The sequence below is a fragment of the Polaromonas glacialis genome, from assembly GCF_000709345.1.
Lineage (GTDB): Bacteria > Pseudomonadota > Gammaproteobacteria > Burkholderiales > Burkholderiaceae_C > Polaromonas > Polaromonas glacialis.
In genome coordinates this window covers 3,575,787-3,598,588 of sequence record NZ_KL448323.1, presented here as the reverse complement: position 1 = coordinate 3,598,588, position 22,802 = coordinate 3,575,787, and the positions used below count along the sequence as shown (strand labels likewise).

Below are 22,802 nucleotides of genomic sequence, written 5' to 3'. Positions count from 1 at the left end.
GGCTGTGGGCCGGTAACCGCTGATTTTAAGGGCTGGGGCTGCTGGCGAGGCCCATGCCCCGGCGCAGCGGCCGGCCGCGGCTTGCATGCTATCGTCCTGACTGCCGCCAGCGCACTGGCTTGAAACCCCTTGTTCCAACCCTATTCTCTTCACACCATGATCGACGTCACCATCGCCAATTTTCAGGAGGAAGTCATTGCGGCTTCCATGACCACGCCCGTGCTGGTGGATTTCTGGGCGCCGTGGTGCGGCCCCTGCAAGTCGCTTGGACCGCTGCTTGAAAAGGTGGAACTGGCCTATGCCGGACGCTTCAAGCTGGTAAAGATCGACTCCGACCAGGAGCAGCAGCTCGGCGAGGCTTTCGGCATCCGCAGCATTCCGACCTGCATCCTGCTGATGAACGGCCAGCCGGTCGATGGCTTCACCGGCGCCCTGCCCGAAGGCAAGATCAGGGAATTCCTCGACAAGCACCTGCCGCCCGCCCCGGAAGAAGCGCCACCCGAGGAAGAACCGGTGATCGACAGCGACCCCCAGGCCGTGCTCGAAAGGCTGCAGCATGCGGTCGCGACGAATCCGGCCGATGACAATGCCCGCTTCGACTATGTCAAGCAGCTGCTGAGCCTGGACCGCGAGGACGACGCCAAGGTGGCGTTTGCGCCGGTGATTGCCCAGACCGCCACAGTGCGGCGCTTCGATTCGCTCAAGCGCTGGATGGATGCTCTTGATTTTGTAGCAACTCATGCAGATGCAGCAAGCGGAGAAGCCACATTTGATTCAAAAATAGCGGCCAACAAGCGTGATTTCGAAGCCAGGTTCGACAAGGCCAGAGTGCTGATGGCCGGCCAGCGCTGGACCGACGCGCTCGACGAGCTGCTGGAAATCCTGATGCGCGACAAGGCGTGGAACGACGGCCTGGCGCGCAAGACCTACATCGCCATCCTCGACATCATGGAAGCGCCCAAACCCAAGGTGGCCGACGGCCAGATCCCGCCGGAAGACGCCACCGTGGCCACGTACCGGCGGCGGCTGAGCAGCGTGGTGCTGAGCTGAGGCGCTGAGCTTGCGCAACCGCGCTTACCGCTTGTAATCCCGCTGACGCTGACTGCGCACTGCCAGCACAAAGGCAGTATCGAGTGCCGGGTCGTAGCGGTACAGCGCCAGATAGCCGCTGCTGCCGCTGGCAATCACCAGTTCGCGCTGCCCGAAGGCCACCGGCCGCCCGATCTGGGGGCTGGTTTCGAGAATATCGATGGCCGCGATGATGGTCTGGATGCGCGCGGCAGCGGAGTCGGGCGCGTGCTCAAAAAGAAAATCAAAAATCCGGTCGAAATCGGTTCTGACCTGCGGGGCCAGAACGACCCGGCTCACCGCGGGTCTACCAAAGGATGGCCGGACGCAGCCTGGGCGCGGAGGCGGTCGCGCAGGTAGGTGCGCATTTCATGCCATTCCACACCCGGCTCACCGGCTTGCAATGCGGCATCGCGCTGCTGCGCTTCACGCTGCATGGACAGCTTCCATTCGGCCTCATCGACCTTTTGCGCCAGCGCTTCGAGCATGAAGTTGTGCGGCGTCTGGTCGAGCGCCTGGGCCAGCCGAACGATGCGTTCGCGCAAGGTGTCTTCAATGCGCAGGGTCGTGGTGGACATCGGAATTCCTTTGGCGCTAATTTGTGCTACAAGTGTGGCACAAAAGAAAGTAATACTCAAGCCGACAGCCGCGCCATCGCCTCCTGGTACTTGGCGGCGGTCCTGGCGGTCACGTCGGGCGGCAGGTGCGGCGACGGCGGGGTCTTGTCCCAGGGCTTGCCGTTGATGCGCACGGCTTCGAGCCAGTCGCGGACGAACTGCTTGTCGTAGCTCGGCGGATTCGCACCCAGAGCAAAGGCGGCTTCGTAGCCCTCGACCGGCCAGTAGCGCGACGAATCGGGCGTCAACACTTCATCCATCAGCGTCAAGGTGCCGTGTTCGTCCAGGCCGAACTCGAACTTGGTGTCGGCAATGATGATGCCCTTGGTCAACGCGAAGGCGGCGGCGGTTTCGTAGATCTCGATGCTGAGCTTTTTGATCTGCGCGGCCAGCTCTAGGCCGACGATGCTTTCGACCTGCTCGTAGCTGATGTTTTCGTCATGCTCACCCACCTGCGCCTTGGCAGCGGGCGTGAAGATCGGCTCGGGCAGCTTGCTGGCATTCTTCAGGCCGGCGGGCAGCGGAACGCCGCAGACCGACTGGCTCTGCTGGTATTCGGCCCAGCCGCTGCCGGCCAGGTAGCCGCGAACCACGGCCTCGACCGGGATGGGTTTGAGGCGCTTGACCAGCATGGAGCGGCCGGCGACCTGCGGGATTTCAGCGGCCGTGACCACGCTTTCGGGCGCTTCGCCGGTCAGGTGGTTGGGGCAGATGTGGCCGAGCTTGTCGAACCAGAACAGCGCCATCTGCGTCAGCAGCGCACCCTTGCCGGGAATCGGCTCGCCCAGGATCACGTCGAAGGCGCTCAGGCGGTCGCTGGCCACCATCAGCAGCCGGTCCTGGCCCACGGCATAGTTGTCACGCACCTTGCCGCGCGCGAGCAAAGGCAGGGAAGTCAGGGCCGAGGTATGAAGTACGGAGGGTGTGGTGGTCATGCGGGTCTGCGGGTTGGAAAAGTGAAAAAGCCCGTGCGACGCGGGTCGGGCACGGGCTTTGAATTATCGCCAATCCGGCGAAGCGGAAGGCACGGGCGCTTGGTTATTGAACGACTTGCGCCAGTTCGCCGTTGGCGTATTGCGCGGCCACCACGGACAGGCTGCGGCCCTTGATGCCGGCGCCCTGCCCTTCGCAGCCGAACTCGATGTAGCGCTGCTTGCAGATCGCCTTGGCGGCTTCACGGGCAGGCTTGAGCCATTCACGGGCATCGAACTTCTCGGGGTTCTCGGCCAGGAACTTGCGCACCGCGCCGGTCATGGCCAGGCGGATGTCGGTGTCGATGTTGATCTTGCGCACGCCGAACTGGATGGCTTTCTGGATTTCCTCGACCGGCACGCCGTAGGTTTCCTTCATGTGGCCGCCGTACTGGTTGATCTGGGCCAGCAGGTCCTGCGGCACGCTCGACGAACCATGCATCACCAGGTGGGTGTTGGGAATGCGGCGGTGGATTTCCTTGACGCGCTCGATGGCCAAAATGTCGCCGGTGGGCTTGCGGGTGAACTTGTAGGCGCCGTGGCTGGTGCCGATGGCAATGGCCAGCGCATCGAGCTGGGTGCGCTTGACGAACTCGGCGGCTTCCTCGGGGTCGGTCAGCAGCTGGTCATGCGTCATGACGGCGTCGGTGCCGTGGCCGTCTTCCTTGTCGCCCTGCATGGTTTCCAGGCTGCCCAGGCAACCGAGTTCGCCTTCGACCGACACGCCGCTGGCGTGGGCCATATCGACCACCTTGCGCGTGACCTCGACGTTGTAGTCGAAGCTGGCAATGGTCTTGCCGTCGGCTTCCAGCGAGCCGTCCATCATCACCGAGCTGAAGCCCAGGTCGATCGCGCCCTGGCAGACCGCCGGGCTCTGGCCGTGGTCCTGGTGCATCACCAGCGGAATGTGCGGGTAGGCCTCGACCGCCGCCAGGATCAGGTGCTTGATGAAGGCCTCGCCGGCGTACTTGCGGGCGCCGGCGCTGGCCTGCAGGATGACCGGCGCGCCGACCTCGTCGGCGGCGGCCATCACGGCCTGGACCTGCTCCAGGTTGTTCACGTTGAAAGCCGGAATGCCGTAGCCATTGGCTGCGGCGTGGTCCAGCAGTTCGCGCATCGAAACGAGTGCCATGATTGAGAGTCCCCTGAAAAGTTAAGAAGCTGAAGAAAACGGTGGTGTACGTGGGCGGGCGGCGCAGCCGGCGCCGCCACATTGGCCGACGGTAACCGCAAGGTAACCTTAACCTTCATTCTACTGTCTGCCAATAGTCCGTTAGGTGTCCGTCAGGTCATGAAACCGCCGGGAAATACAGGCGATAACAGCGCTTGAATGGCGCCGCCGCCGCGTGTTGCACGAAGCTGCCGCCATGAATGTCCATGACCCGGCCGACGATCTTGTGCCCCAGACCCAGCCGGTCGGTGAAGGCCGGGGCGGCGGCCGGCGCGTCGTGGCCGCCCTGGCCGTCGTCGCACACCTGCAGCCAGGCGCCGCCCGCATCGCTTCCCCACTGCACGCACACGGCCGTGCCCCGGGCGGTGTGCTGCAAGGCGTTGTCGATCAGGTTGCGCACGGCCAGCTCCAGCAGCAGCGGATGCGCCAGTATTTCCTGGTGTTCAGCCCCCTGCACGCTCAACTGATGCCCGCTTTTCCAGGCCGCCTGCGCATAGCCGGCCACGACCTCCCGCGCGAGCGCGGCCAGGTCCAGAGGCACCAGCGCCTGCTGCATGCCGGCCTGGCCGGTGCGCGCCAGCGCCAGCAGCTGGCTGATGACATGGCCGGCGCGCAGCGCATCGGCGCTGATCTGCTGCAGGGCTGCGGCTTGCGCCTCTTCGGGCAAGGCGCCGCGAAGCGATGCGGCCTGCAGGGCAATCGACGACAGCGGGGTGCGCAGCTCGTGGGCAATTTCACTGGCGAGCTGGCGCTCGCGCTCCAGCGCGGCCTGCTGCTGGCCCAGCAGCCGGTTGATGGAGCGCACCACCGAATTGAATTCGCGGTAGGGATGGCGGGCCTGCAGGCGCGCGGCCTGGTCCACCTCCAGCGCCTCGACATCGCGCGAGAGCGCCTGGAGCGGCCGCAGGCCGCGCAAAATGGCCGCGCCCAGCGCCAGCGCCACCACCGGCAGCAGCCACAGGACGGGTTCGGCCAGCTGGGCGGCCACATCCTCGGCCAGTGCCTCGCGTTCCTCGAACTTCACCAGCACCATCACCTGCCGGCTGTGCGTGGCATCCCATTGCGAAAAGCTGCGCCAGGAGGCGGCCGGGGTTCCCAGCCGCAGGTCGGCGAAACCGTCCTGCGGGACAAAGGGCGGCACCGGTGCATCGCCCGAGCGCGCCAGCAGGTGGCCAGCCGCGTCGCGCACCAGCACGCTCAGGGAAAACTGGTAGTCGTGGTGTTTCAGGCTGGCCAGCGCCGGCCGGGCCATGTCGAGGTTGGCCTGGCGGTTCAGCTCCAGGGAATTTTCCATGAAGGGCGGCAGTTCCAGCGTCAGCAGCAGCGCCGCCGTTCCCGCCAGATGGCCGTCGGTCAGCTCGTCGGCCTCGTGGATGCCGGTGCGGTGGCCGACGGCGAAAAACCCGGCCCACACCAGCAGCAGCGCCGCCAGCACGCCCAGCAGCAGGCGGCGCGTCAGCGAGGCCTGCCGGTCCGCAGGCGGTTTCATGGCGGGTCGTCCCGGGGGATGAAGTAGCCGACGCCGCGCAGCGTCTGAATCACGCTTTCGCCAATCTTGCGGCGCAGGTGATGGACATGGACTTCGACCGCATTGCTGCCCACGGCATCCTGCCAGTTGTAAAGCCGCGCCTCCAGCTGCTGGCGCGACAGCACCCGGCCGCGCGACTCCAGCAGCAGCAGCAGCAGGGCAAACTCGCGCGGCGTCAGTTCCACCGGCTGGCCGGCGCGCAGCACGGTGCGCGCCGCCGGGTCAATCACCAGTTCGCCATGCACCAGCAGCGGATGGGCGCGCCCCCCGGCCCGGCGCAGCAGCGCGCGCATGCGGGCTTCCAGCTCGTCCAGGTCAAACGGCTTGACCAGGTAGTCGTCGGCGCCCAGGTTCAGCCCGAGGATGCGGTCGGCGACCTGGTCGCGGGCGGTCATGATCAGGACCGGCGTCAGGGTGTCGGGCAGGCCGCCTGCGGCTGCCGGCGCCTGCCGGATGCGCTGCACCAGCTGGCTGCCGTCGCCATCGGGCAGGCCCAGGTCCAACAACACCAGGTCGAATGGTTCGCTGCGCAGGGCCGCCCACGCGCTGCGCAGCGTGCCGCACACATCGACCGCATAGCCGCGCTGCTGCAAACTGGACTTCAGGCCCAGGGCGATGCCCGTGCCATCTTCAACCACCAGGATTCTCATGCACCTATTGTCGCGTCCGCCACTTATTTTTCAGGGTATGGCCAGTCTTTAAGAGTGGCTTAAGGCATGGCCGCTACCTTCGCGGCACCCGATACGACCGAAGCCTACATGTCTTACCCACTGTTTCCTGCCCCCCCGCCCCGCACACACTTTTTACGCTGGACGCTGGGCAGCCTGTTGCTGCTGCTGGTCTGGGACTATTCAGGCCTTGACCTGGCCATGGCGCACTGGTTCGGCTCGGCCGCCGGCTTTGCGCTGGAAAGCCACTGGCTGTGGCGCAAGCTGCTGCATGACGACGTCAGGCTCTGGCCCTGGGTGCTTGAGCTGTACCTGCTGGTCGGCATGTTCCTGCCCCTGGGCAGCCTGAAACGTCTGCCGATGGCGCGGCGGGTGCAACTGGCCTTGACGACGCTGGCCGCGCTGCTGACCGTCTCGACCATCAAGCTGTACAGCCATACCAGCTGCCCCTGGGACCTGCAGGACTTCGGCGGCGTGGCGACGCATGTGTCGCACTGGGCCTGGGGCATTCGCGATGGCGGCACCGGCGGCTGCTTTCCGGCCGGCCATGCGTCGGCCGGCTTTGCCTTCATCGGCGGATTTTTTGCCTTCAGGCACGTGCTTCCCCAAACCGCCCGGCGCTGGCTGGCCGGGGCGATGCTGGCCGGCTTCGTCTTCGGGCTGGCGCAGCAGGTTCGCGGCGCGCACTACATGAGCCACACCCTCTGGACCGCCTGGCTGTGCTGGAGCGTGGCGGCCGGCGTGGACGCGGCGGTCAGCCAGCTGATTGCACAAACCCGGCCACGCGCGCCAGTACCGGCGCCCGGCTTCTGAGGACCTGCGCCATCGACGCCAGCAAGGTGACGTGGCTGACGCCGTCAAACAGTTCGGACTCGACCCGCACGCCGCTGGCCCGAAGCCGCGCAGCCATCGCCACCGTGCTGCGCTGCGGATCGACCACGCGATCTTGTGCCGGCGCCAGCAGCAGCGCCGGCGGCGAGGCCCGGGACGCATGGATGATCGGCTGGCTGTCGGCCGAGGTCTGCGGCCAGTCGAAGGCGACCCGGGTCTGGGCGTCGCCAATCGGCAGGAAGTCATAGGGGCCGGCCAGCCCGATCCATCCCGCCAGCCGCGCGGGCGCCAGGCCGACCGCCGCCAGCCAGCGCGCATCGAGCGCGACCATGGCGGCGTTGTAGGCGCCGGCGCTGTGGCCCATGACAAAAATCCGGCGCTCGTCGGCGCCGAATTCGGCCGCGTGGTCAACCGCCCAGCGAACCGCGCTGGCGCTGTCCTGCACGAAGGCCGGGTAGCGAAAGGCCGGGCTCAGCCGGTAGTCGGCGACCAGCGCCACGATGCCGCGCGACGCCAGCGCCTCGCCGACAAACCGGTAATCTGCGCGCTCGCCCGACGACCAGCTGCCGCCGTAGAAAAACACCACCATCGGGGCATTCCGGATTCCCGCAGCCGGCTGGTACACGTCAAGCAGCAGGCGGGGATCGGCGCCATAAGCCAGTCCCTCGATGCGCCGGTAGCTGTCGGTGGAAACGGTGGCGTTGAGCAGGTCAGCGCCCGAGCAGGCGGTGAGCAGCGCCGGCAGCATGGCGAACAATGAGCGTCTGGGCAATTTAGAGAAGATAGTTTTCATGGCGTAGGGCTATACGCAGCGCCCCTGGCGGTGGATTCAGACCAGCACCGGGCGCGCCGTGCACCCTCGCCGCGCCAGCAGGGGCCGTGGAACCGGCTTTGCCGGGCCACAGGCGCAGCGCCCCCTCGGGGGGCAGCGCAGTACGCGAAGCGACAAGCGTGGGGGCCTACGCCACGCGGCAGATCTTCAGCATGTTGGTGCCGCCCGGCGCGCCCATCGGCTCGCCGCAGGTGATGGCATACACGTCGCCGCTCTGCACGATGTCGAGGCGCAGCAGGTGGCTCTCGGCCTGCTCCAGCGCGGTGTCGCGGTCGGCGCTGCTGTCCATCAGGATCGGCCGCACGTTGCGGTAAATGGCCATCTTGCGCTGGGTTTCCAGGCGCGGCGTCAGCGCGTAGATCGGCACATGGATGTCGTGGCGGCTCATCCACAGCGCGGTCGAGCCGCTGTCGGTCAGCGCGACGATGGCCTTGGCGCCCAGGTGGTGCGCGGTGAACAGCGCGCCCATGGCGATGGACTGGTCGATGCGGCTGAAGGTCTTGCCCGAAAAATCGGCCCCCAGTTCCTTGTATTCGGCCTTTTCGGCCTCCTCGCAGATCTTTGCCATTTCCTCGACGGTTTCCAGCGGGAAACGGCCGGCGGCGGTCTCGGCGCTGAGCATCACCGCATCGGTGCCGTCGAGCACGGCATTGGCCACGTCGCTGACCTCGGCGCGCGTGGGCACCGGGTTCAGGATCATGCTTTCCATCATCTGCGTGGCGGTGATGACGACCTTGTCGGCGGCCCGCGCCATCTTGATCATGCGTTTTTGCAGCGCCGGCACGGCCGCATTGCCCACTTCGACGGCCAGGTCGCCGCGCGCCACCATGATGCCGTCGCTGACCTTGAGGATTTCCTCCAGCTTCGGAATCGCCTCGGCGCGCTCGATCTTGGCGATCAGGCCGGGCTTGTGCCGGTAAGGCGCGGCGGCGACGTTGCACAGCTGGCGCGCCATTTCCATGTCGGTGGCGTTTTTCGGAAAGCTCACGGCCACGTAGTCGGCCTGGAAACTCATGGCCGTCTTGATGTCGTCCATGTCCTTGGCCGTCAGCGCCGGCGCGGTCAGGCCGCCGCCCTGCTTGTTGATGCCCTTGTTGTTCGACAGCTCGCCGCCAAGCTTGACGGTGGTGTGGACTTCCTCGCCGCGCACCGCATCGACGGTCAACACGATCAGGCCGTCGTTGAGCAGCAGCACGTCGCCGGCCTTCACATCGCGCGGCAGTTCCTTGTAGTCCAGCCCGACGCCCTTGATGTCGCCCGGTGCAGCGCGGGACGCGTCGAGGATGAATTTCTCGCCCGGCACAAGCATCACCTTGCCCTCGGCGAACTTGCCGACGCGGATTTTCGGCCCCTGCAGGTCGGCCATGATGGCGACCTCGCGGCCGGCGCGCTGGGCAACCTCGCGCACCACGGCGGCCAGGTTGATGTGGTCCTGCGCCTTGCCGTGGCTGAAATTGAGGCGCACCACGTTGACGCCGGCGCGGATCATTTTTTCCAGCAGCACCGGGTCGCTGGAAGCGGGACCGAGGGTGGCAACGATTTTGGTGGCGCGACGCGTCATGAAGGTGTCTCCTTTTGTAATTTAGTTTCCGGTTTATACACGAAACAGGTTACACGGCGGGTACCGGAAACCAGCGCGGCATGCCGGCCAGGCCGCTCAGGGGCGGCGCAAACCCCTGAGTGCTGCAAGCCAGCGCCCCAACCGGCTCTTTATAAGCGAAACAGGCCGTTTGCGCATGCCCCACCTGCGCAAGCAGCTATCAAAACAGAAGCAGTAAGCGTCAGCCCGCAGCGCGCTTTTGCAGAATCTCGAAGGCCGGCAGCGTCTTGCCTTCGAGCACTTCGAGGAAAGCGCCGCCGCCGGTGGAGATGTAGCCCACGTCTTGTTCAATGCCGTATTTGGCGATGGCCGCCAGCGTGTCGCCGCCGCCGGCAATCGAAAAGGCGCTGGACTCGGCAATCGCACGGGCAATGCTTTCGGTGCCCATGGAAAAGGCCTCGAACTCGAACACGCCGACCGGGCCGTTCCAGACGATGGTGCCGGCGCTTTTGAGCTGCGCGGCCAGCCGGGAGGTGGTCTCGGGGCCGATGTCCAGGATCAGGTCGTCGTCTTCCACTTCGCTTGCCTGCTTGATGGTGGCGACGGCATCGGCAGCAAAGGTCTTGGCGCAGACCACGTCGGTCGGAATCGGCACCTCGGCGCCGCGCGCCTTCATCGCCCCGATCACGGCGCTGGCTTCGGCCAGCAGGTCGGGCTCGGCCAGGCTCTTGCCGATGTTCAGGCCCTGCGCCAGCATGAAGGTGTTGGCGATGCCGCCGCCGACGATCAGTTGGTCGACGTTCTCGGCCAGGCTTTTCAGGATGGTCAGCTTGGTGGAAACCTTGCTGCCGGCGACGATGGCGACCAGCGGCCGCTTGGGATGGGCGAAAGCCGCCGTGATCGCGTCCATCTCGGCGGCCAGCAGCGGGCCGGCGCAGGCGATGGGCGCGTATTGCGCGATGCCGTAGGTCGAGGCTTCGGCGCGGTGCGCGGTGCCAAAGGCGTCATGCACGAAGATGTCGCACAGCGCGGCCATCTTGCGCGCCAGCGCTTCGTCGTTCTTCTTCTCGCCCTTGTTCAGGCGGCAGTTTTGCAGCATCACCAGCTGGCCGGGCTGGACTTCCACGCCATCAACCCAGTCGGACACCACCGGAATCTCGCGTTGCATCAGTTCGCCGAGCCGCTGGGCGACCGGCGCCAGCGAATCGGCGGGCTTGAATTCGCCTTCCACCGGGCGTCCGAGGTGTGACGTGACCATGACCGCCGCGCCGGCGTCCAGCGCCATCTGCAGGCAGGGCCTTGATGCGCGGATGCGCGTGTCCTCGGTGATGGCGCCGCTGGCGTCCTGCGGCACGTTGAGGTCGGCGCGGATGAACACGCGCTTGCCGGCCACCTGGCCGCTGGCGCACAAATCGGAAAAACGGATGAAATTCATGGCGACTCGCAAAGTACAAAAGGTTGAAAAAACCGCTGGCAGGCGGCTGGCCGGAAGAATTGTAGAGCCCGGCTCTTGCACTCAGCGTGCCAAAGAGGGCGCATGCTCCAACCAAGCAGGGGCCGCGGATCTGGCTTTGCCAGTCCGCAGGCGCAGCAGCCCCCTCGGGGGGCAGCGACCCGCGCAGCGGCGGAGCGTGGGGGCCACATTCACCAGCCCAGCCCGAGGTGCAGGGCCAGGTACACCGCCATGCCGCACACAATCGTGCCCAGCACGCCACGGCGCCAGAAAAACCAGGCCACGCCGGCCGCCGTGCCGAACAGCCGGGCATCCTGCCAGGTCGCGATCAGGTGGCCCTGCGTCATGACGATCTCGGGAACGATCACCGCCGCCAGCGCGGCAATCGGCGCATAGTCCAGGCCGCGCCGGGCGAGTTCCGGCAAGGTCCACGGCTTGCTGGAGAGGAAAAAAAAGCAGCGGGTCAGTACCGTCACCCCGGCCATGCCGGCGATGGTCGCAACGGTCCAGAGATCGGTCTCGTTCATGGCTTGTTCTCTGGGGCGGCGCCCGGGGACGGCGCAGCCCCGCCCAGGCCGGCCCGTTCCAGCATCAGGCACACGGCGACCGCCGCCGCGATGGCAACCAGGATGTTGAGCTTGAGCGGCAGCGCGAACGCGGCCACCGCCGCCACGCCCGCCACCAGCGCCGCGATGATGCGCAAACGGGTGGTGACCAGCGAAAAAGAGATGCCGAGCAGCGCCAGGATGCCGGCAAAGCCCAGCCCCCAGGCAGTGGGGATGAAGTTGGCCAGCGCGATGCCGACCAGGCTGCTGCCAACCCAGTTGACCCAGCACAGCCCGCAGTTGCCCGCCAGGTAAGCCTGCTGCGCCAGTTGCTGGCCGGGTTCGTCGCCGGGGGCGGGAAAACGCCGAACAAACAACACATAGCTCAGGTCGGTCGTCAAAAAGCCGGTCAGCAGGCGCTGGCCCAGCGGCAGGTGCATCAGGTAGGCGCGCAGGTGCGCGCTGAACACCACGAAGCGCAGGTTGACGCAAAAGGCCGTGGCCAGGATCACCCAGGCCGGCGCGCCCGCGACCAGCAGCGGAATCGCGGCCAGCTGCGCGCTGCCGGCATAGACCAGCACCGTCATCAGCGTCGCCTCGATCACGCTCATGCCCGACTTGACCATGGCGACGCCGGTCATCATTCCCCAGGCGGCAAAACCCGGCGTCACCGCGAACATGTCGCGCGCCCCCCGGCGGAATTCAGCGTGGCGGTAGTAGGCTGCGCGAAGGAACACCGGGGATCACTTGGCGAACAGCATGCCGGGCGCCAGCGCAAAGCCGCGCAGGAAATCGGCGGCGCACAGGCGCTTGCCGCCGGCGCGCTGCAGTTCGGTGACGTTCAGCACGCCGTCGCCGCAAACCACCTGAACGCCATCGGCATTTGCAGACAAAATCTGGCCTTCACGCACATCCGGCGGGCGCAAGCAGCTATTAATTTCAGAGTGCCATAGCTTGAGCGTGTCCAGCCCCAGCTGCGTGCTGGCACCCGGAAAAGGCGTCATGGCGCGGATGTGCCGGTCAATGCTGGCCACCGGCTGCGTCCAGTCCACTGCCGCTTCGGCTTTTTCGATCTTGTGGGCGTAGCTCACGCCTTCTTCAGCTTGCCTGAGCGGATGCAACTGGCCGCTGACCGCAAGTTTTAGCGCCTGCACGATCATCCGGCCGCCCAGCGCGGCCAGCCGGTCATGCAGCGTGCCGGTGGTGTCGGTGTCCTGAATCGCGAGTTTTTCAGTCAGCAGCATGTCGCCGGTGTCCAGCCCCGCGTCCATCTGCATGATGGTGACGCCGGTTTCCCGGTCGCCGGCCTGGATCGCCCGGTGGATCGGCGCGGCGCCGCGCCAGCGCGGCAGCAATGAAGCGTGAATGTTGAAGCAGCCCAGCCGGGGCCTGTCGAGCACCCACTGCGGCAGGATCAGCCCGTAGGCGGCGACCACCATGGCATCGGCCTGCGCGGCCTCGATGGCGGCGCGGGCGGCAGCGGCGTCCTCGGGGTATTTGCCGTCCAGCCGGAGGCTTCTAGGCTGGGCGACAGGAATCTGATGGCCTTCGGCCCACTGCTTGACGCTGGAGGCCTGCAGCTTCATGCCCCGGCCGGCGGGGCGGTCGGGCTGGCTCAGGACCAGGGGGATGTCAAAACCGGCGCCGTGCAGTTGAGCAAGCGCCACACGGGCAAAGTCAGGAGTACCGGCAAAAATAACGCGCATCAGCGTATTTTCGCCCATGCAAACGGTTGATGCGAGGGGCGATGAATTTTCAATGCGGGGAATGCGGATGGAGCCGCCCTGGAACGGCAGCGCCTGGAACCTGCACCCATCAGCCAGGGCCGCGGGACCGGCTTTGCCGGGCCGCAGGCGCAGTGGCCCCCTCGGGGGGCAGCGACCCGCGCAGCGGCGGAGCGTGGGGGCTATTTAAGTTGTTTGATCAGCTTGGTCTTGATGCGGTTTCGCTTCAGGGGCGACAGGTATTCGACGAACACCTTGCCGATCAGGTGGTCCATTTCATGCTGGATGCAGACCGCCAGCATGCCTTCGGCTTCGTGAATTTGCTTGCGGCCGTCCAGGTCCAGCGCCTCGACCTTGACCGCCAGCGAGCGTTCCACGCCGTCGTAGATGCCGGGAACCGACAGGCAGCCTTCGTCGCCGATGCGCGTTTCAAGGCTGGCCCAGACGATCTCTGGATTGATCAGCACCAGCGGCTGGTCGCGGGCCTCGCTCACGTCGATGACCAGCAGCCGTTCATGCACATCGACCTGCGTGGCGGCCAGGCCAATGCCCTCGGCGTCGTACATGGTCTGGAACATGGCGTCGGCCAGCTGGCGGACTCTGGCGTCGATGGCGGCCACCGGCTTGGCCACGGTATGCAGGCGCGGATCGGGATAACGAAGAATGGTGAGTTGGGTCATGGCAGGAATGGGGAGAAGTCGCTATTTTCGCCACTTTTCCCAATTTTCAAAGGCTGCAATCCTCTCAGAATCCCCTAATCATTGCTTAATCAAGGGCTTGGGTACAGAATCGCTGGAAATTTGCGCGGATACAAACATTGCAAAATGCATTTCCTTGTAGCGTAAAGTAAACGCAGCCCGTCTCAACAAGCTTCAAGATGCACACAATTCTTAGTCGTTTCCGCCCTGTTTCCATGGTCGCTGCTGCCCTGCTTTGCGTATCAGCCGGCGCGCAGGCCCAGAACCTCCCCATCACGCCAGATCAACAGGCCACAGCCGCGCAGGTGGCCCGGACCGGCATCCCGCTGGCCGACCTGATGCCCAACGCGCCCGACAGCTACACCGTCAGGTCTGGCGACACGCTGTGGGCAATCTCGGGCCTGTTCCTGAAAAGCCCCTGGCGCTGGCCCGAACTGTGGGGCATGAACCTGGAGGACATCCGCAACCCGCACCGCATCTACCCCGGCCAGCAGCTGTTCCTCGACAAGCAGGGTGGCCGGGCGACCCTGCGCACCCGCCGGGCGGGCAGCGATGGCGCGCCGCAGGGCACCGTCCGGGTGTCGCCGCGCACCCGCTACGAGTCGCTGGCCGATGCCTCGATTCCCACGCTGGCGCCGCAGGACATCGAGCCCTTCCTGGCCGAGCCCCTGATCGTCGATGAACTGACCTTTTCGCTGGCGCCACGCATCGTCGCCACCCAGGAAGGCCGGGTGCTGCTCAGCCGTGGCGACCGCGCCTACGCGCTGGGCGGCTATGCCGGCGGCGATGGTCCGGGCCGGCCGCTCAGCGACCGCAAGGGCGAGCCGCTGGATTACCGGGTGTTTCGCAACGCCACGCCACTGAAAGACCCAACCACCCGGGAAATCCTGGGTTATGAAGCGCACTATGTCGGCAAGGCCGAACTGGTGCGCGGCGAATCCAGCGTCCAGAACCCCGACAGGGACGGCAAGCTGCAGACCGAACGGGTGCCGGCCACCATCGACATCGTCGCGGCCAAGGAAGAAATGCGGGTCGGCGACCGCCTGATTCCCGAGCCGCCCCGCGAGTTGCGCAGTTACGTGCCGCGCGCGCCTTCGTCGCCCATGGCGGGGCAGATCGTCTCGGTCTACGGCAACGCCGTGGCCTGGGCCTCGGAAAACCAGATCGTGGTGATCAACCGGGGGAGCCGCGACGGCCTGGAGCGCGGCCATGTCATGGCCATCCTGAAGGACGGCGAGCGCCTGCGCGACAGGACCGACAGCGCCCGGCCGGACATCAAGCTGCCCAACGAGCGCAACGGCCTGCTGATGGTGTTTCGCACCTTCGACCGGCTGTCGTATGCGCTGATCCTGCGGGCCACCGACGGCGTCAAGGTCGGCGACCGCTTCACCAACCCGGATTGAACCGCTTGCGGCCGGTTCCAACGCGCCCATGGCCCCGGCCCGACGGGCATCGTGCTACATGGTGACTCCCATGGATTCCGAAGAACTTCGAGCCTGGCTGCGGCTGGCGCTCACGCCCGGCGTGGGCAACACCACGGCGCGCAAGCTGCTGACGGCCTTCGGGTCGGCGCAGGCCATTTTTGAAGAAAGCAGCGCCACCCTGCAGCAACTCGGCTCGGGCAAGCTGGCCAGCGCCCTGCGCAGCGAGCCGCCCGGCCTGGCGGCCCAGCTACAGACCACGCTGGAATGGCTGCAGGCAGGAAACGACCGGCGCATCGCGGTGCTGGGCGATGCGGCCTACCCGCCGGCCCTGCTCGACATCGAAGACCCTCCTTTGATGCTTTACATGCTGGGTACGCTTGCCAGTCCTGCGCAAGCAGCTACAAATTCAATAGCAAACAGCCTGGCCATCGTCGGCAGCCGCAATCCGACGCCGCAAGGCGAAAGCAACGCCCGGCAGTTTGCCAGGGCGTTTGGCGGCGCCGGCATCTGCGTGGTCTCGGGACTGGCGCTGGGTATCGACGGCGCGGCCCACGATGGCGCGATGCTGGGCGGCGGCGAGACGATTGCGGTGGTCGGCACCGGGCTGGACCGGGTCTATCCCAAAAAACACTTGGCCCTGGCGCACCGCATTGCCCGGCAAGGCTTGCTCATCAGCGAATTCCCGCTCGGAACGCCGCCGCTGACGGCCAACTTCCCCAGGCGAAACCGCATCATTTCCGGGCTGAGCCGGGGAACGCTGGTGGTCGAGGCGGCGCTGCAGTCGGGCTCCCTGATCACTGCCCGGCTCGCGGCCGAGCAGGGCAAGGAAGTCTTTGCCATTCCCGGCTCGATTCATTCGCCGCAGTCGCGCGGCTGCCATGCGCTGATCAAGCAGGGCGCCAAGCTGGTGGAAGTGGCGCAGGATGTGCTCGAAGAACTGCGGCTGGCCCCCGCCGGTTCCGGCACGGCGCCGGAAGGTGTCGAAGCGGATGAAGCCGCTGGCGCTAGAAACGATCCGCTGCTGGAGGCGCTGGGATTCGATGCGGCCAGCCTCGACGCCCTGCAGGCGCGCACCGGCCTGGACACCGCCCATCTGCAGGCCAGATTGCTCGAACTCGAACTCGACGGACAGGTCGCGCGCATGCCTGGCGGACTGTTTCAGCGCATGGCGGCGGGTTGAGCTTATCTGCGTTATATTGAATGCATGTTTGAAGTTCTGGTCTACGTCTACGAAAATTACTGGCAGGGCGCCGCCTGTCCGGAAATCGACAGGCTGGGGCGCAAACTGATCGCGGCAGGCTTTGAAGCCGAGGAAATCCAGGAAGCGCTGGTCTGGCTCGACGGGCTGAACATTGCCGCCAGAGGCACGCAGATCAGCCTGCCGGATGCGCCGGACACCCACACGGGCGACGACCTGGACCCCAACGTTGCGCCTGCGCGCATGCAGGCGCAGTCGCGCAACAGCCTGCGCATCTACTCCGTGGCAGAACAGGCGCACCTGGGCGCGCAAAGCCTGGGCTTTGTCTGCTTTCTCGAAACATCGGGCGTGCTGCCTCCGCACATGCGCGAAATCGTGATGGACCGGGCCATGGCTGCGCCCGGCGACCCCGTGTCGCTCGATGACCTGAAAATCATCATCCTCATGGTGTACTGGAGCTTTGGCGAAGAGCCCGACGCGCTGGTACTCGATGAACTGTGCGACGACACCGAAGGCCGCCTCGCGCATTGAGCCGCACCTTTCGTGACAGCGCCGCATCTGGCCGGCTGCCCTGACGCAAACTCCTGACCCGGCCAGGCATCGAAGCGCATTGTTTTAAGCACAAAATATGCCTTTTGCACACGGCTGATATGCGCAAGCAGCTATAAATTCTGTAGCAAAAAGCTGTCAACCCATTTTTCCGCCGTGATGAAAAGCCACAGGCAGCTTGATTTCAGCCCAACAGCCGTTCAGGATTGGCGTCCAGCTTGGCCAGGGCGTCGCGCGTGGCGCGCACCGTCAGCGCTTCCTCTTCCGTTGGCGCCAGGAGCCCGGCCTGAAGATAGGCCGCCAGCCGGCGCATCTGGATCAGGAAGCTGCGGCCGTCGGCGGTGGCGAACAGGTGCAGTTGCTTGCGCTCGCTGCACCAGGCGAACTGCACATGGCTGATTTTTCCGTTGTGGTCCAGGTTGAACCAGTTGCCCGGCTGCAATTCCCTGGCCCAGGCGAGCATGGCGTCTGTCGGCTGGCTGCCGCCGTCGGCAATCACCTCGATATGGGCCGAATCGATTCCGATCATCGTGACCAGGCTGTCGGCATCCAGCGCAAAGTCGCCGACATCCTGCTCAGAAAGATAGTCTTCGAGGTTGGTCAGGCGTTTGGCCATGGCATCGATCTTTTCAAGCGGAATCGCGTCGGTCTTGGACATGAAGGCGTCCGCCATGGTGGCGCTGATGATCTTCAGCTGGGCATCCTGCGCCGCCAGGTCCATCCCGAGCAGGGTCATGCCTTGGCGCAGCAACTGCAGCTGCCTCGGCAGCGCAGCAATCACACGCGATCGGTCGCTGCGGTTGGGCTTGGCGCTTGCGGACCAGACCAGGTCGGCAGCGGCCTGCTTGAACAGCAGGGTCTGCGCATGCTGCGGGCCATTTTTCATCGCGGCAATCGCCAGCACCTCGGCCCAGACCCTGAACAGGAATTCGCGTATATCCTCGCGCACCGGCATGTCATCGAGCATGGTGCGCATCTCGATGGTGTACTGGACGTTCATGGTTTCCTTCTGCTCCAGCTGCTGGGCCAGGCTGACCGCCCGCGCCACGCTGCCCTGCTCGGCAAAGAAGCGGGACAGGAACTTGTCGAATTCCTCATAGACCAGCTGGAACACGCGGCGTCCGGTTTCCGGGTACTGTTCGATGACCTGCACGACGCGCTTGATTTCCGTCTCAAGGACATCGCTCTCGACGGTCACATCGAAACCCAGCGCGCACGACCCCATGCGATCGATCAACTGGCGCGCCGGATGCTCCAGCGAGCTGAAAAACTCCGGCTCGGCGACGGCCACCCGAAGGACCGGCATCTGCAGGCGTGCAAACCAGACCCGTATCTGGGGCGCGATACGGTCTTCCGCCAGGATGCTCTGGAACATCAGGGCGACGATTTCGATGGTGGCTTTTTCTGCGGAACTGGAAGCCGCCTGTTTCAGCACGCTGGTCCGCTGGCGCAGTTCCTGAAGCGCCTGGTCAACCTGCGTGCGGGCAAAGCCCAGGCCCGACTGCCGGGATTGCCCGGAGCCGTCCAGGACAGCTTCTTCAGCCTGCTGCTGAAGGCGGTTCATGGCGTGTTGCAGTTGTGGCGAGGCTTGGCGCGCGCGGGTCTGGTCAAACCCTTCGACGCGACTCATGAGCAGTTGCTTGAGATGCCCAAGCACGCCCTGAGCCCGCATCCGCACGCGGGCCAGCGGCGCGGTCGGCAGGCGCGCTTCTTCCTGGACGGCATTGCCCGACCAGCCGCTTCGCGCTGCTGCAGGCGCCGGGGCATATCGACTGTCCAGCATGCCGGCGCCGGCAGACGTCGTTTTACCCAGGTTCTCACCACTTTCGGCAATGCTTGCGGCGGTCCTGACGGCATTCACGGCGGAAGGCGTCCGCCTGACCAGGGGCCGTAGGTCGATTTCCGCCATGACGCCGCGTTCGATCAGAAACGCGTTGGTCGCGTGGTAGATCTCCAGCATCCAGGCCGCCATGTTCTTGTGGATGGTGTCCTGGCCCAGCAGCCATGCCGACTGCGGCAGGCCCGCCAGGGTCCACTGTTCGACCAGGTGCTGCGCAATCACTTCCGGGCGGAACAGGTCGCGCCGGCTCAATTCGGACACGCCTTCCAGGCTCTGGATGCGCAGGCGCAGGTCATTGAGTTCCCAACTCGCGAAATCGAGCAGGCGCAGCGCCAGGCGCGAGGCAAGAATGCGGTGTTCGACGGTCTCGTTGCCGACCAGTTCCATTTTTTCAAGGTCCAGCGCCCCGGAAGCCGACGCCTTGGCGGAAGGGGGGAGCGGTTTGCGAACGGCGCCCAGGATGCCCTGAACCCAGGCCGGGCTGTTTTCCTGGTAGAGCCGCAGGGCATCGCGCAGGTCCTGCATTTCCCGGGCATTCCCCGGACGCAGGGCCAGTTCGGACAGCGTGTCGCCAATACTTGTGGCCAGCATGGGCACCATCTGGACCACACGCTCGGTGAACAGGGCGCGAGCCTGTCCGGCAAGAAAGCTTTGCGGCGGATTGCGGGACGGCACGGCTGGCGATGGCGCGTTGTCGAATCTGGCTAGACTATCGCGCCCGCATTGGGATCATTCGGGTCTTCGTCTTTTTTCGACGGCCCCTTGATCAGGTCTTCGCGCTTGATGCCCAGCCACATGGCAATCGCGGCGGCCACGAACACCGACGAGTAAATGCCAAACAAAATGCCAATGGTCAGCGCCAGCGCGAAGTAAAACAGCGTTGGGCCGCCGAACAGCAACATCGACAACACCATGATCTGGGTCGAACCGTGGGTGATGATGGTCCGGCTGATCGTGGAGGTGATCGCGTTGTTGATGATCTCCTCTGTGTTCATCTTGCGGTAGCGGCGGAAATTCTCGCGGATCCGGTCAAAAATCACCACCGATTCATTGACCGAATAACCCAGTACCGCCAGCACGGCGGCAAGCACCGCCAGCGAGAACTCCCACTGGAAAAAGGCAAAGAATCCGAGAATGATGATCACGTCATGCAAGTTGGCGATGATGGCCGCCACCGCGTATTTCCACTCGAACCGAAACGCCAGGTAGACCATGATGCCGAACACCACCATGGCCAGCGCCTTCAGGCCATCTTGGGCAAGCTCCTCGCCAACCTGCGGGCCGACGAACTCGGTGCGGCGCAGCGTCACATCGGGGCTGGCGGCTTTCAGCGCCGCCAACACGTTATCGCTCTGCTGCGCCGTGCTGACGCCTTTTTGAGCCGGCAGGCGGATCATCACGTCGCGCGAGGTGCCGAAATTCTGCACTTGGACATCGTTCAGGCCCAGCTTGGCCACCGTGTCGCGGATCTTGCCGACGTCGGCGGCCTGGGTGTAGTTCACCTCCATCAGGGTGCCGCCGGTGAACTCGACCGACAGGTGCAGCCCGCGCGAGAACAGGAAAAACACCGCCAGCGCAAAGGTGGCGAAACTGACAACGTTGAAGATCAGCGCGTGCCGCATGAACGGAATATCGCGCCGGATTTTGAAAAATTCCATCTGGGGTCCTTGGGAAGCAGCTCAGGAAAAATAGGCTGTCATGATTTGGCGAGCGCACCATCTGCCGCAGGCCGCCAGATCGTGCCGATGGACACCGTCTTGAGCTTTTTCTGCCGGCCATACCAGAGATTGACCAGGCCGCGCGAGAAAAACACGGCCGAGAACATGCTGGTCAGGATGCCGATGCAATGCACCACCGCAAAGCCGCGCACAGGCCCGGAACCAAAGGCGAGCAAGGCCACGCCGGCAATCAGGGTCGAGATGTTCGAGTCCAGAATGGTCGCCCAGGCGCGCTCGTAGCCCGAATGAATCGCGGCCTGCGGCGAGGCACCGCCGCGCAGTTCCTCGCGGATGCGCTCATTGATCAGCACGTTCGAGTCAATCGCCATGCCCAATGCCAGCGCCATCGCCGCCATGCCCGGCAGCGTCAAGGTTGCCTGCAGCATCGACAGCACGGCCACCAGCAGCAGCAAATTGACCGCCAGCGCAATGCCGGAGAACAGGCCGAACAGCATGTAGTAGGCGGCCATGAAGGCCACGATCACCGCAAAGCCCCAGGACACGCTGTGAAAGCCCTTGGTGATGTTTTCGGCGCCCAGCGTCGGGCCGATGGTGCGCTCCTCGATGATGTCCATGGGCGCGGCCAGCGAGCCGGCGCGCAGCAGCAGCGCCAGGTCGCTGGCTTCGGCCACGCTCATGGAGCCGGAAATCTGGAAACGGTTGCCCAGTTCGCCCTGAATGACCGGCGCGGTCAGGACTTCGCCCTTGCCCTTTTCAAACAGCAGGATCGCCATGCGCTTCTTGAGGTTCTCGCGGCTGGTGTCGCGCATGATGCGGCCGCCCTTGGCATCGACCGTCAGGTCCACCTTGGGCTGCTGGTTTTGCGAATCGAAGCCGGGCTGGGCATCGGTCAGGTTCTCGCCGGTCAGGATGACCTGCTTCTTGACGATCACCGCCTGGCCGTTGCGTTCAAAAAAGCGCTCGGCGCCAAACGGCACCGGGCCGTTGTTGTTTTCGGCGGCTCTGGCTTCGGCGCTGTCCTCGACCAGGCGCATTTCCAGCGTGGCGGTGCGGCCCAGGATGTCCTTGGCCTTGGCCGTGTCCTGCACGCCGGGCAGCTGCACCACGATGCGGTCGATGCCCTGCTGCTGGATCACCGGCTCGGCCACGCCGAGTTCGTTGATGCGGTTGTGCAGCGTCACCATGTTCTGCTTGAGCGCCTGGTCCTGGATGCGGCGCGCGGCCTCGGGCTTGATGGTCGCGGTCAGCTTGTACTCGGTGCCGTCCGGCGTTTCGGCCATCTGGAGGTCGGGAATCTGGTCCTGGATCAGGTTTTTGGCCAACTCCAGGGTGGCGGAGTCACGAAAGCGGATCTCGATGGCCTGGGCGTTGCGGGCAATGCCGCCGTGCCGGATGTTCTTTTCACGCAGCGACAGGCGAATGTCGCCGGCCAGCGACTCGGCGCGCTTGGTCAGCGCCGCCTGCATGTCCACCTGCAGCATGAAATGCACGCCGCCGCGCAAATCAAGCCCGAGGTACATCGGGTTGGCGTTCAACGCCGTCAGCCAGGCTGGAGAGCGGGACAGCAGATTGAGCGCAACCACATAAGCCGGGTCGGCAGGGTCTGGTGAAAGCGCCGCCTGAATGGCGTCCTTGGCCTTGCCTTGGGTATCGGTATCACCAAACCGGGCCTTGATGGAACCGGCCTCCAGCGTGATGCCGTCTGCCGTGATGCTGGCTTGCTTGAGCGCCTGCTCGACCTTTGCCAGCGTCGTCGTGTCCACCTTCACGGTGGACTTGCTGCTGGAGACCTGCACCGCAGGCGCTTCACCGAAGAAATTGGGCAGCGTGTAAAGCGCTGCAATCAGCACCACCACGGCCATGATGGCGTACTTCCAGGCCGGATAACGATTCATGAGAGATTTGTTCCTGATGAACGGAAAACAAAAGGCGCACTGGGTAGCCCAGTCTTGCCGGCTGTACCGTCTTGTCTAACTACGGTAGGGCCTTATTTTGCGCTGTTGATGGCGCCCTTGGGCAACACCTGGACGATGGCGCTGCGCTGCAGCTGCACTTCGACGCCAGAGGCGATTTCCAGCGTCAGGTAGCCTTCGCCCAGGCGCGTGACACGACCCAGCAGGCCGCCGGCCGTGGCGACCTCGTCCCCCTTGGCCAGTGCCTCGATCATCGCGCGGTGTTCTTTCTGCTTCCTCATCTGCGGACGGATCATCACGAAATACAGCACCACGAACATCAGCACCAGCGGCAGCATGCCGGTCAGGGTGGACATCATGTCGCTGCCGCCGGCTGCGGCAGCAGGGGCAGTCTGGGCAAAAGCTGAAGAAATAAACACGGCTGACTCCACATTTTTAAAGGCACACTGGCAAGCGCCCAGGCCAGAAAGGCCGGAGCATGAACCGGTGGATTGTATGCGTCGTGGCGCAAGCGCCCAATTCAACCCGCGCGCGTGCGGCTATTTCGGCCAGC

The 22,802-nt window shown here is 65.1% G+C and carries 22 protein-coding genes; 5 read left to right on the top strand and 17 right to left on the bottom strand.

From position 1 onward, the window contains the following. Positions 1-156 precede the first annotated feature (156 nt). A complete protein-coding gene (gene trxA, locus EC86_RS0117655; protein WP_029527147.1) occupies positions 157-1,050 on the top strand; it encodes a thioredoxin in 894 nt (297 codons plus the stop codon). 24 nt (positions 1,051-1,074) lie between these two features. On the opposite strand, the gene EC86_RS0117650 is transcribed toward trxA, so the two are convergent. The 6 genes from EC86_RS0117650 to EC86_RS0117625 all read right to left on the bottom strand — a co-directional run bounded on the left by EC86_RS0117650 (position 1,075) and on the right by EC86_RS0117625 (position 6,005). Next, complete coding sequence (locus tag EC86_RS0117650) at positions 1,075-1,368, bottom strand: type II toxin-antitoxin system RelE/ParE family toxin (protein WP_029527145.1); 294 nt, start codon at positions 1,366-1,368, stop codon at positions 1,075-1,077. After that, positions 1,365-1,646 carry a CopG family ribbon-helix-helix protein gene (locus EC86_RS0117645; RefSeq protein WP_029527143.1) on the bottom strand — a complete coding sequence of 94 codons (282 nt, stop codon included), beginning with the start codon at positions 1,644-1,646 and terminating at the stop codon, positions 1,365-1,367. Before EC86_RS0117645 ends, EC86_RS0117650 begins: the two co-directional genes overlap by 4 nt. A 56-nt stretch (positions 1,647-1,702) precedes the next feature. Continuing rightward, positions 1,703-2,620, bottom strand: a complete 918-nt coding sequence (locus EC86_RS0117640) for a phosphoribosylaminoimidazolesuccinocarboxamide synthase (RefSeq protein WP_029527141.1) — start codon at positions 2,618-2,620, stop codon at positions 1,703-1,705. Positions 2,621-2,723: 103 nt separating this feature from the next. Next, positions 2,724-3,788, bottom strand: coding sequence for a class II fructose-bisphosphate aldolase (fba, locus tag EC86_RS0117635; protein WP_029527140.1), 1,065 nt, complete (start codon positions 3,786-3,788; stop codon positions 2,724-2,726). A gap of 157 nt (positions 3,789-3,945) precedes the next feature. Then, on the bottom strand, positions 3,946-5,316 hold the full coding sequence (locus EC86_RS0117630; protein WP_029527139.1) for a sensor histidine kinase: 1,371 nt from the start codon (positions 5,314-5,316) through the stop codon (positions 3,946-3,948). Then, a complete protein-coding gene (locus tag EC86_RS0117625; RefSeq protein ID WP_029527138.1) occupies positions 5,313-6,005 on the bottom strand; it encodes a response regulator in 693 nt (230 codons plus the stop codon). Before EC86_RS0117625 ends, EC86_RS0117630 begins: the two co-directional genes overlap by 4 nt. A 66-nt stretch (positions 6,006-6,071) precedes the next feature. Here EC86_RS0117625 and EC86_RS0117620 point away from each other — a divergent pair, with 66 nt between their 5' ends. Continuing rightward, a complete protein-coding gene (locus EC86_RS0117620) occupies positions 6,072-6,836 on the top strand; it encodes a phosphatase PAP2 family protein (protein WP_084181424.1) in 765 nt (254 codons plus the stop codon). Here the strand turns inward: EC86_RS0117620 and EC86_RS0117615 are convergent. The 7 genes from EC86_RS0117615 to def form a co-directional block, all read right to left on the bottom strand. Continuing rightward, on the bottom strand, positions 6,778-7,647 hold the full coding sequence (locus tag EC86_RS0117615; protein WP_051676038.1) for an alpha/beta hydrolase: 870 nt from the start codon (positions 7,645-7,647) through the stop codon (positions 6,778-6,780). The two genes, EC86_RS0117620 and EC86_RS0117615, sit on opposite strands and share 59 nt — an antisense overlap. Positions 7,648-7,813: 166 nt before the next feature. Beyond that, complete coding sequence (gene pyk / locus EC86_RS0117610; protein ID WP_029527134.1) at positions 7,814-9,247, bottom strand: pyruvate kinase; 1,434 nt, start codon at positions 9,245-9,247, stop codon at positions 7,814-7,816. Positions 9,248-9,467: 220 nt separating this feature from the next. After that, positions 9,468-10,661, bottom strand: a complete 1,194-nt coding sequence (locus EC86_RS0117605; RefSeq protein WP_029527133.1) for a phosphoglycerate kinase — start codon at positions 10,659-10,661, stop codon at positions 9,468-9,470. Positions 10,662-10,870: 209 nt separating this feature from the next. After that, complete coding sequence (locus EC86_RS0117600) at positions 10,871-11,206, bottom strand: AzlD domain-containing protein (RefSeq protein ID WP_029527132.1); 336 nt, start codon at positions 11,204-11,206, stop codon at positions 10,871-10,873. Then, the gene (locus EC86_RS0117595; RefSeq protein WP_029527129.1) at positions 11,203-11,961 is read right to left on the bottom strand and encodes an AzlC family ABC transporter permease; all 759 of its coding nucleotides are present in this window, start codon (positions 11,959-11,961) and stop codon (positions 11,203-11,205) included. Before EC86_RS0117595 ends, EC86_RS0117600 begins: the two co-directional genes overlap by 4 nt. Positions 11,962-11,967: 6 nt before the next feature. After that, entirely contained in the window at positions 11,968-12,930 is a 963-nt protein-coding gene (gene fmt, locus EC86_RS0117590; RefSeq protein ID WP_029527128.1) for a methionyl-tRNA formyltransferase, read from the bottom strand. Positions 12,931-13,130: 200 nt separating this feature from the next. Further along, a complete protein-coding gene (gene def / locus EC86_RS0117585; RefSeq protein ID WP_029527126.1) occupies positions 13,131-13,628 on the bottom strand; it encodes a peptide deformylase in 498 nt (165 codons plus the stop codon). A gap of 197 nt (positions 13,629-13,825) precedes the next feature. Between def and EC86_RS0117580 the strand changes: the two genes are divergently transcribed. The 3 genes from EC86_RS0117580 (at position 13,826) to EC86_RS0117570 (ending at position 16,799) form a co-directional block, all read left to right on the top strand. Further along, on the top strand, positions 13,826-15,049 hold the full coding sequence (locus tag EC86_RS0117580; protein ID WP_029527125.1) for a LysM peptidoglycan-binding domain-containing protein: 1,224 nt from the start codon (positions 13,826-13,828) through the stop codon (positions 15,047-15,049). A gap of 70 nt (positions 15,050-15,119) precedes the next feature. Beyond that, complete coding sequence (dprA, locus tag EC86_RS0117575) at positions 15,120-16,250, top strand: DNA-processing protein DprA (RefSeq protein WP_029527124.1); 1,131 nt, start codon at positions 15,120-15,122, stop codon at positions 16,248-16,250. 24 nt (positions 16,251-16,274) lie between these two features. Beyond that, positions 16,275-16,799 (top strand): Smg family protein, encoded by a 525-nt coding sequence (locus tag EC86_RS0117570; RefSeq protein WP_029527123.1) that lies wholly within the window; start codon positions 16,275-16,277, stop codon positions 16,797-16,799. Positions 16,800-17,001: 202 nt separating this feature from the next. Here the strand turns inward: EC86_RS0117570 and EC86_RS0117565 are convergent, their stop codons facing one another. From EC86_RS0117565 to yajC, 4 genes are all read right to left on the bottom strand, one after another. Continuing rightward, on the bottom strand, positions 17,002-19,332 hold the full coding sequence (locus EC86_RS0117565; protein ID WP_029527122.1) for a DUF1631 family protein: 2,331 nt from the start codon (positions 19,330-19,332) through the stop codon (positions 17,002-17,004). A 29-nt stretch (positions 19,333-19,361) separates the two neighbouring features. Continuing rightward, entirely contained in the window at positions 19,362-20,315 is a 954-nt protein-coding gene (gene secF / locus EC86_RS0117560; protein ID WP_029527121.1) for a protein translocase subunit SecF, read from the bottom strand. Between the two features lie 38 nt (positions 20,316-20,353). Continuing rightward, positions 20,354-22,231: a protein translocase subunit SecD gene (secD, locus tag EC86_RS0117555; RefSeq protein ID WP_029527120.1), complete on the bottom strand. Its 1,878-nt coding sequence runs from the start codon at positions 22,229-22,231 to the stop codon at positions 20,354-20,356. 92 nt (positions 22,232-22,323) lie between these two features. Then, complete coding sequence (gene yajC, locus EC86_RS0117550) at positions 22,324-22,668, bottom strand: preprotein translocase subunit YajC (RefSeq protein ID WP_029527119.1); 345 nt, start codon at positions 22,666-22,668, stop codon at positions 22,324-22,326. Between the last annotated feature and the right edge of the window lie 134 nt (positions 22,669-22,802).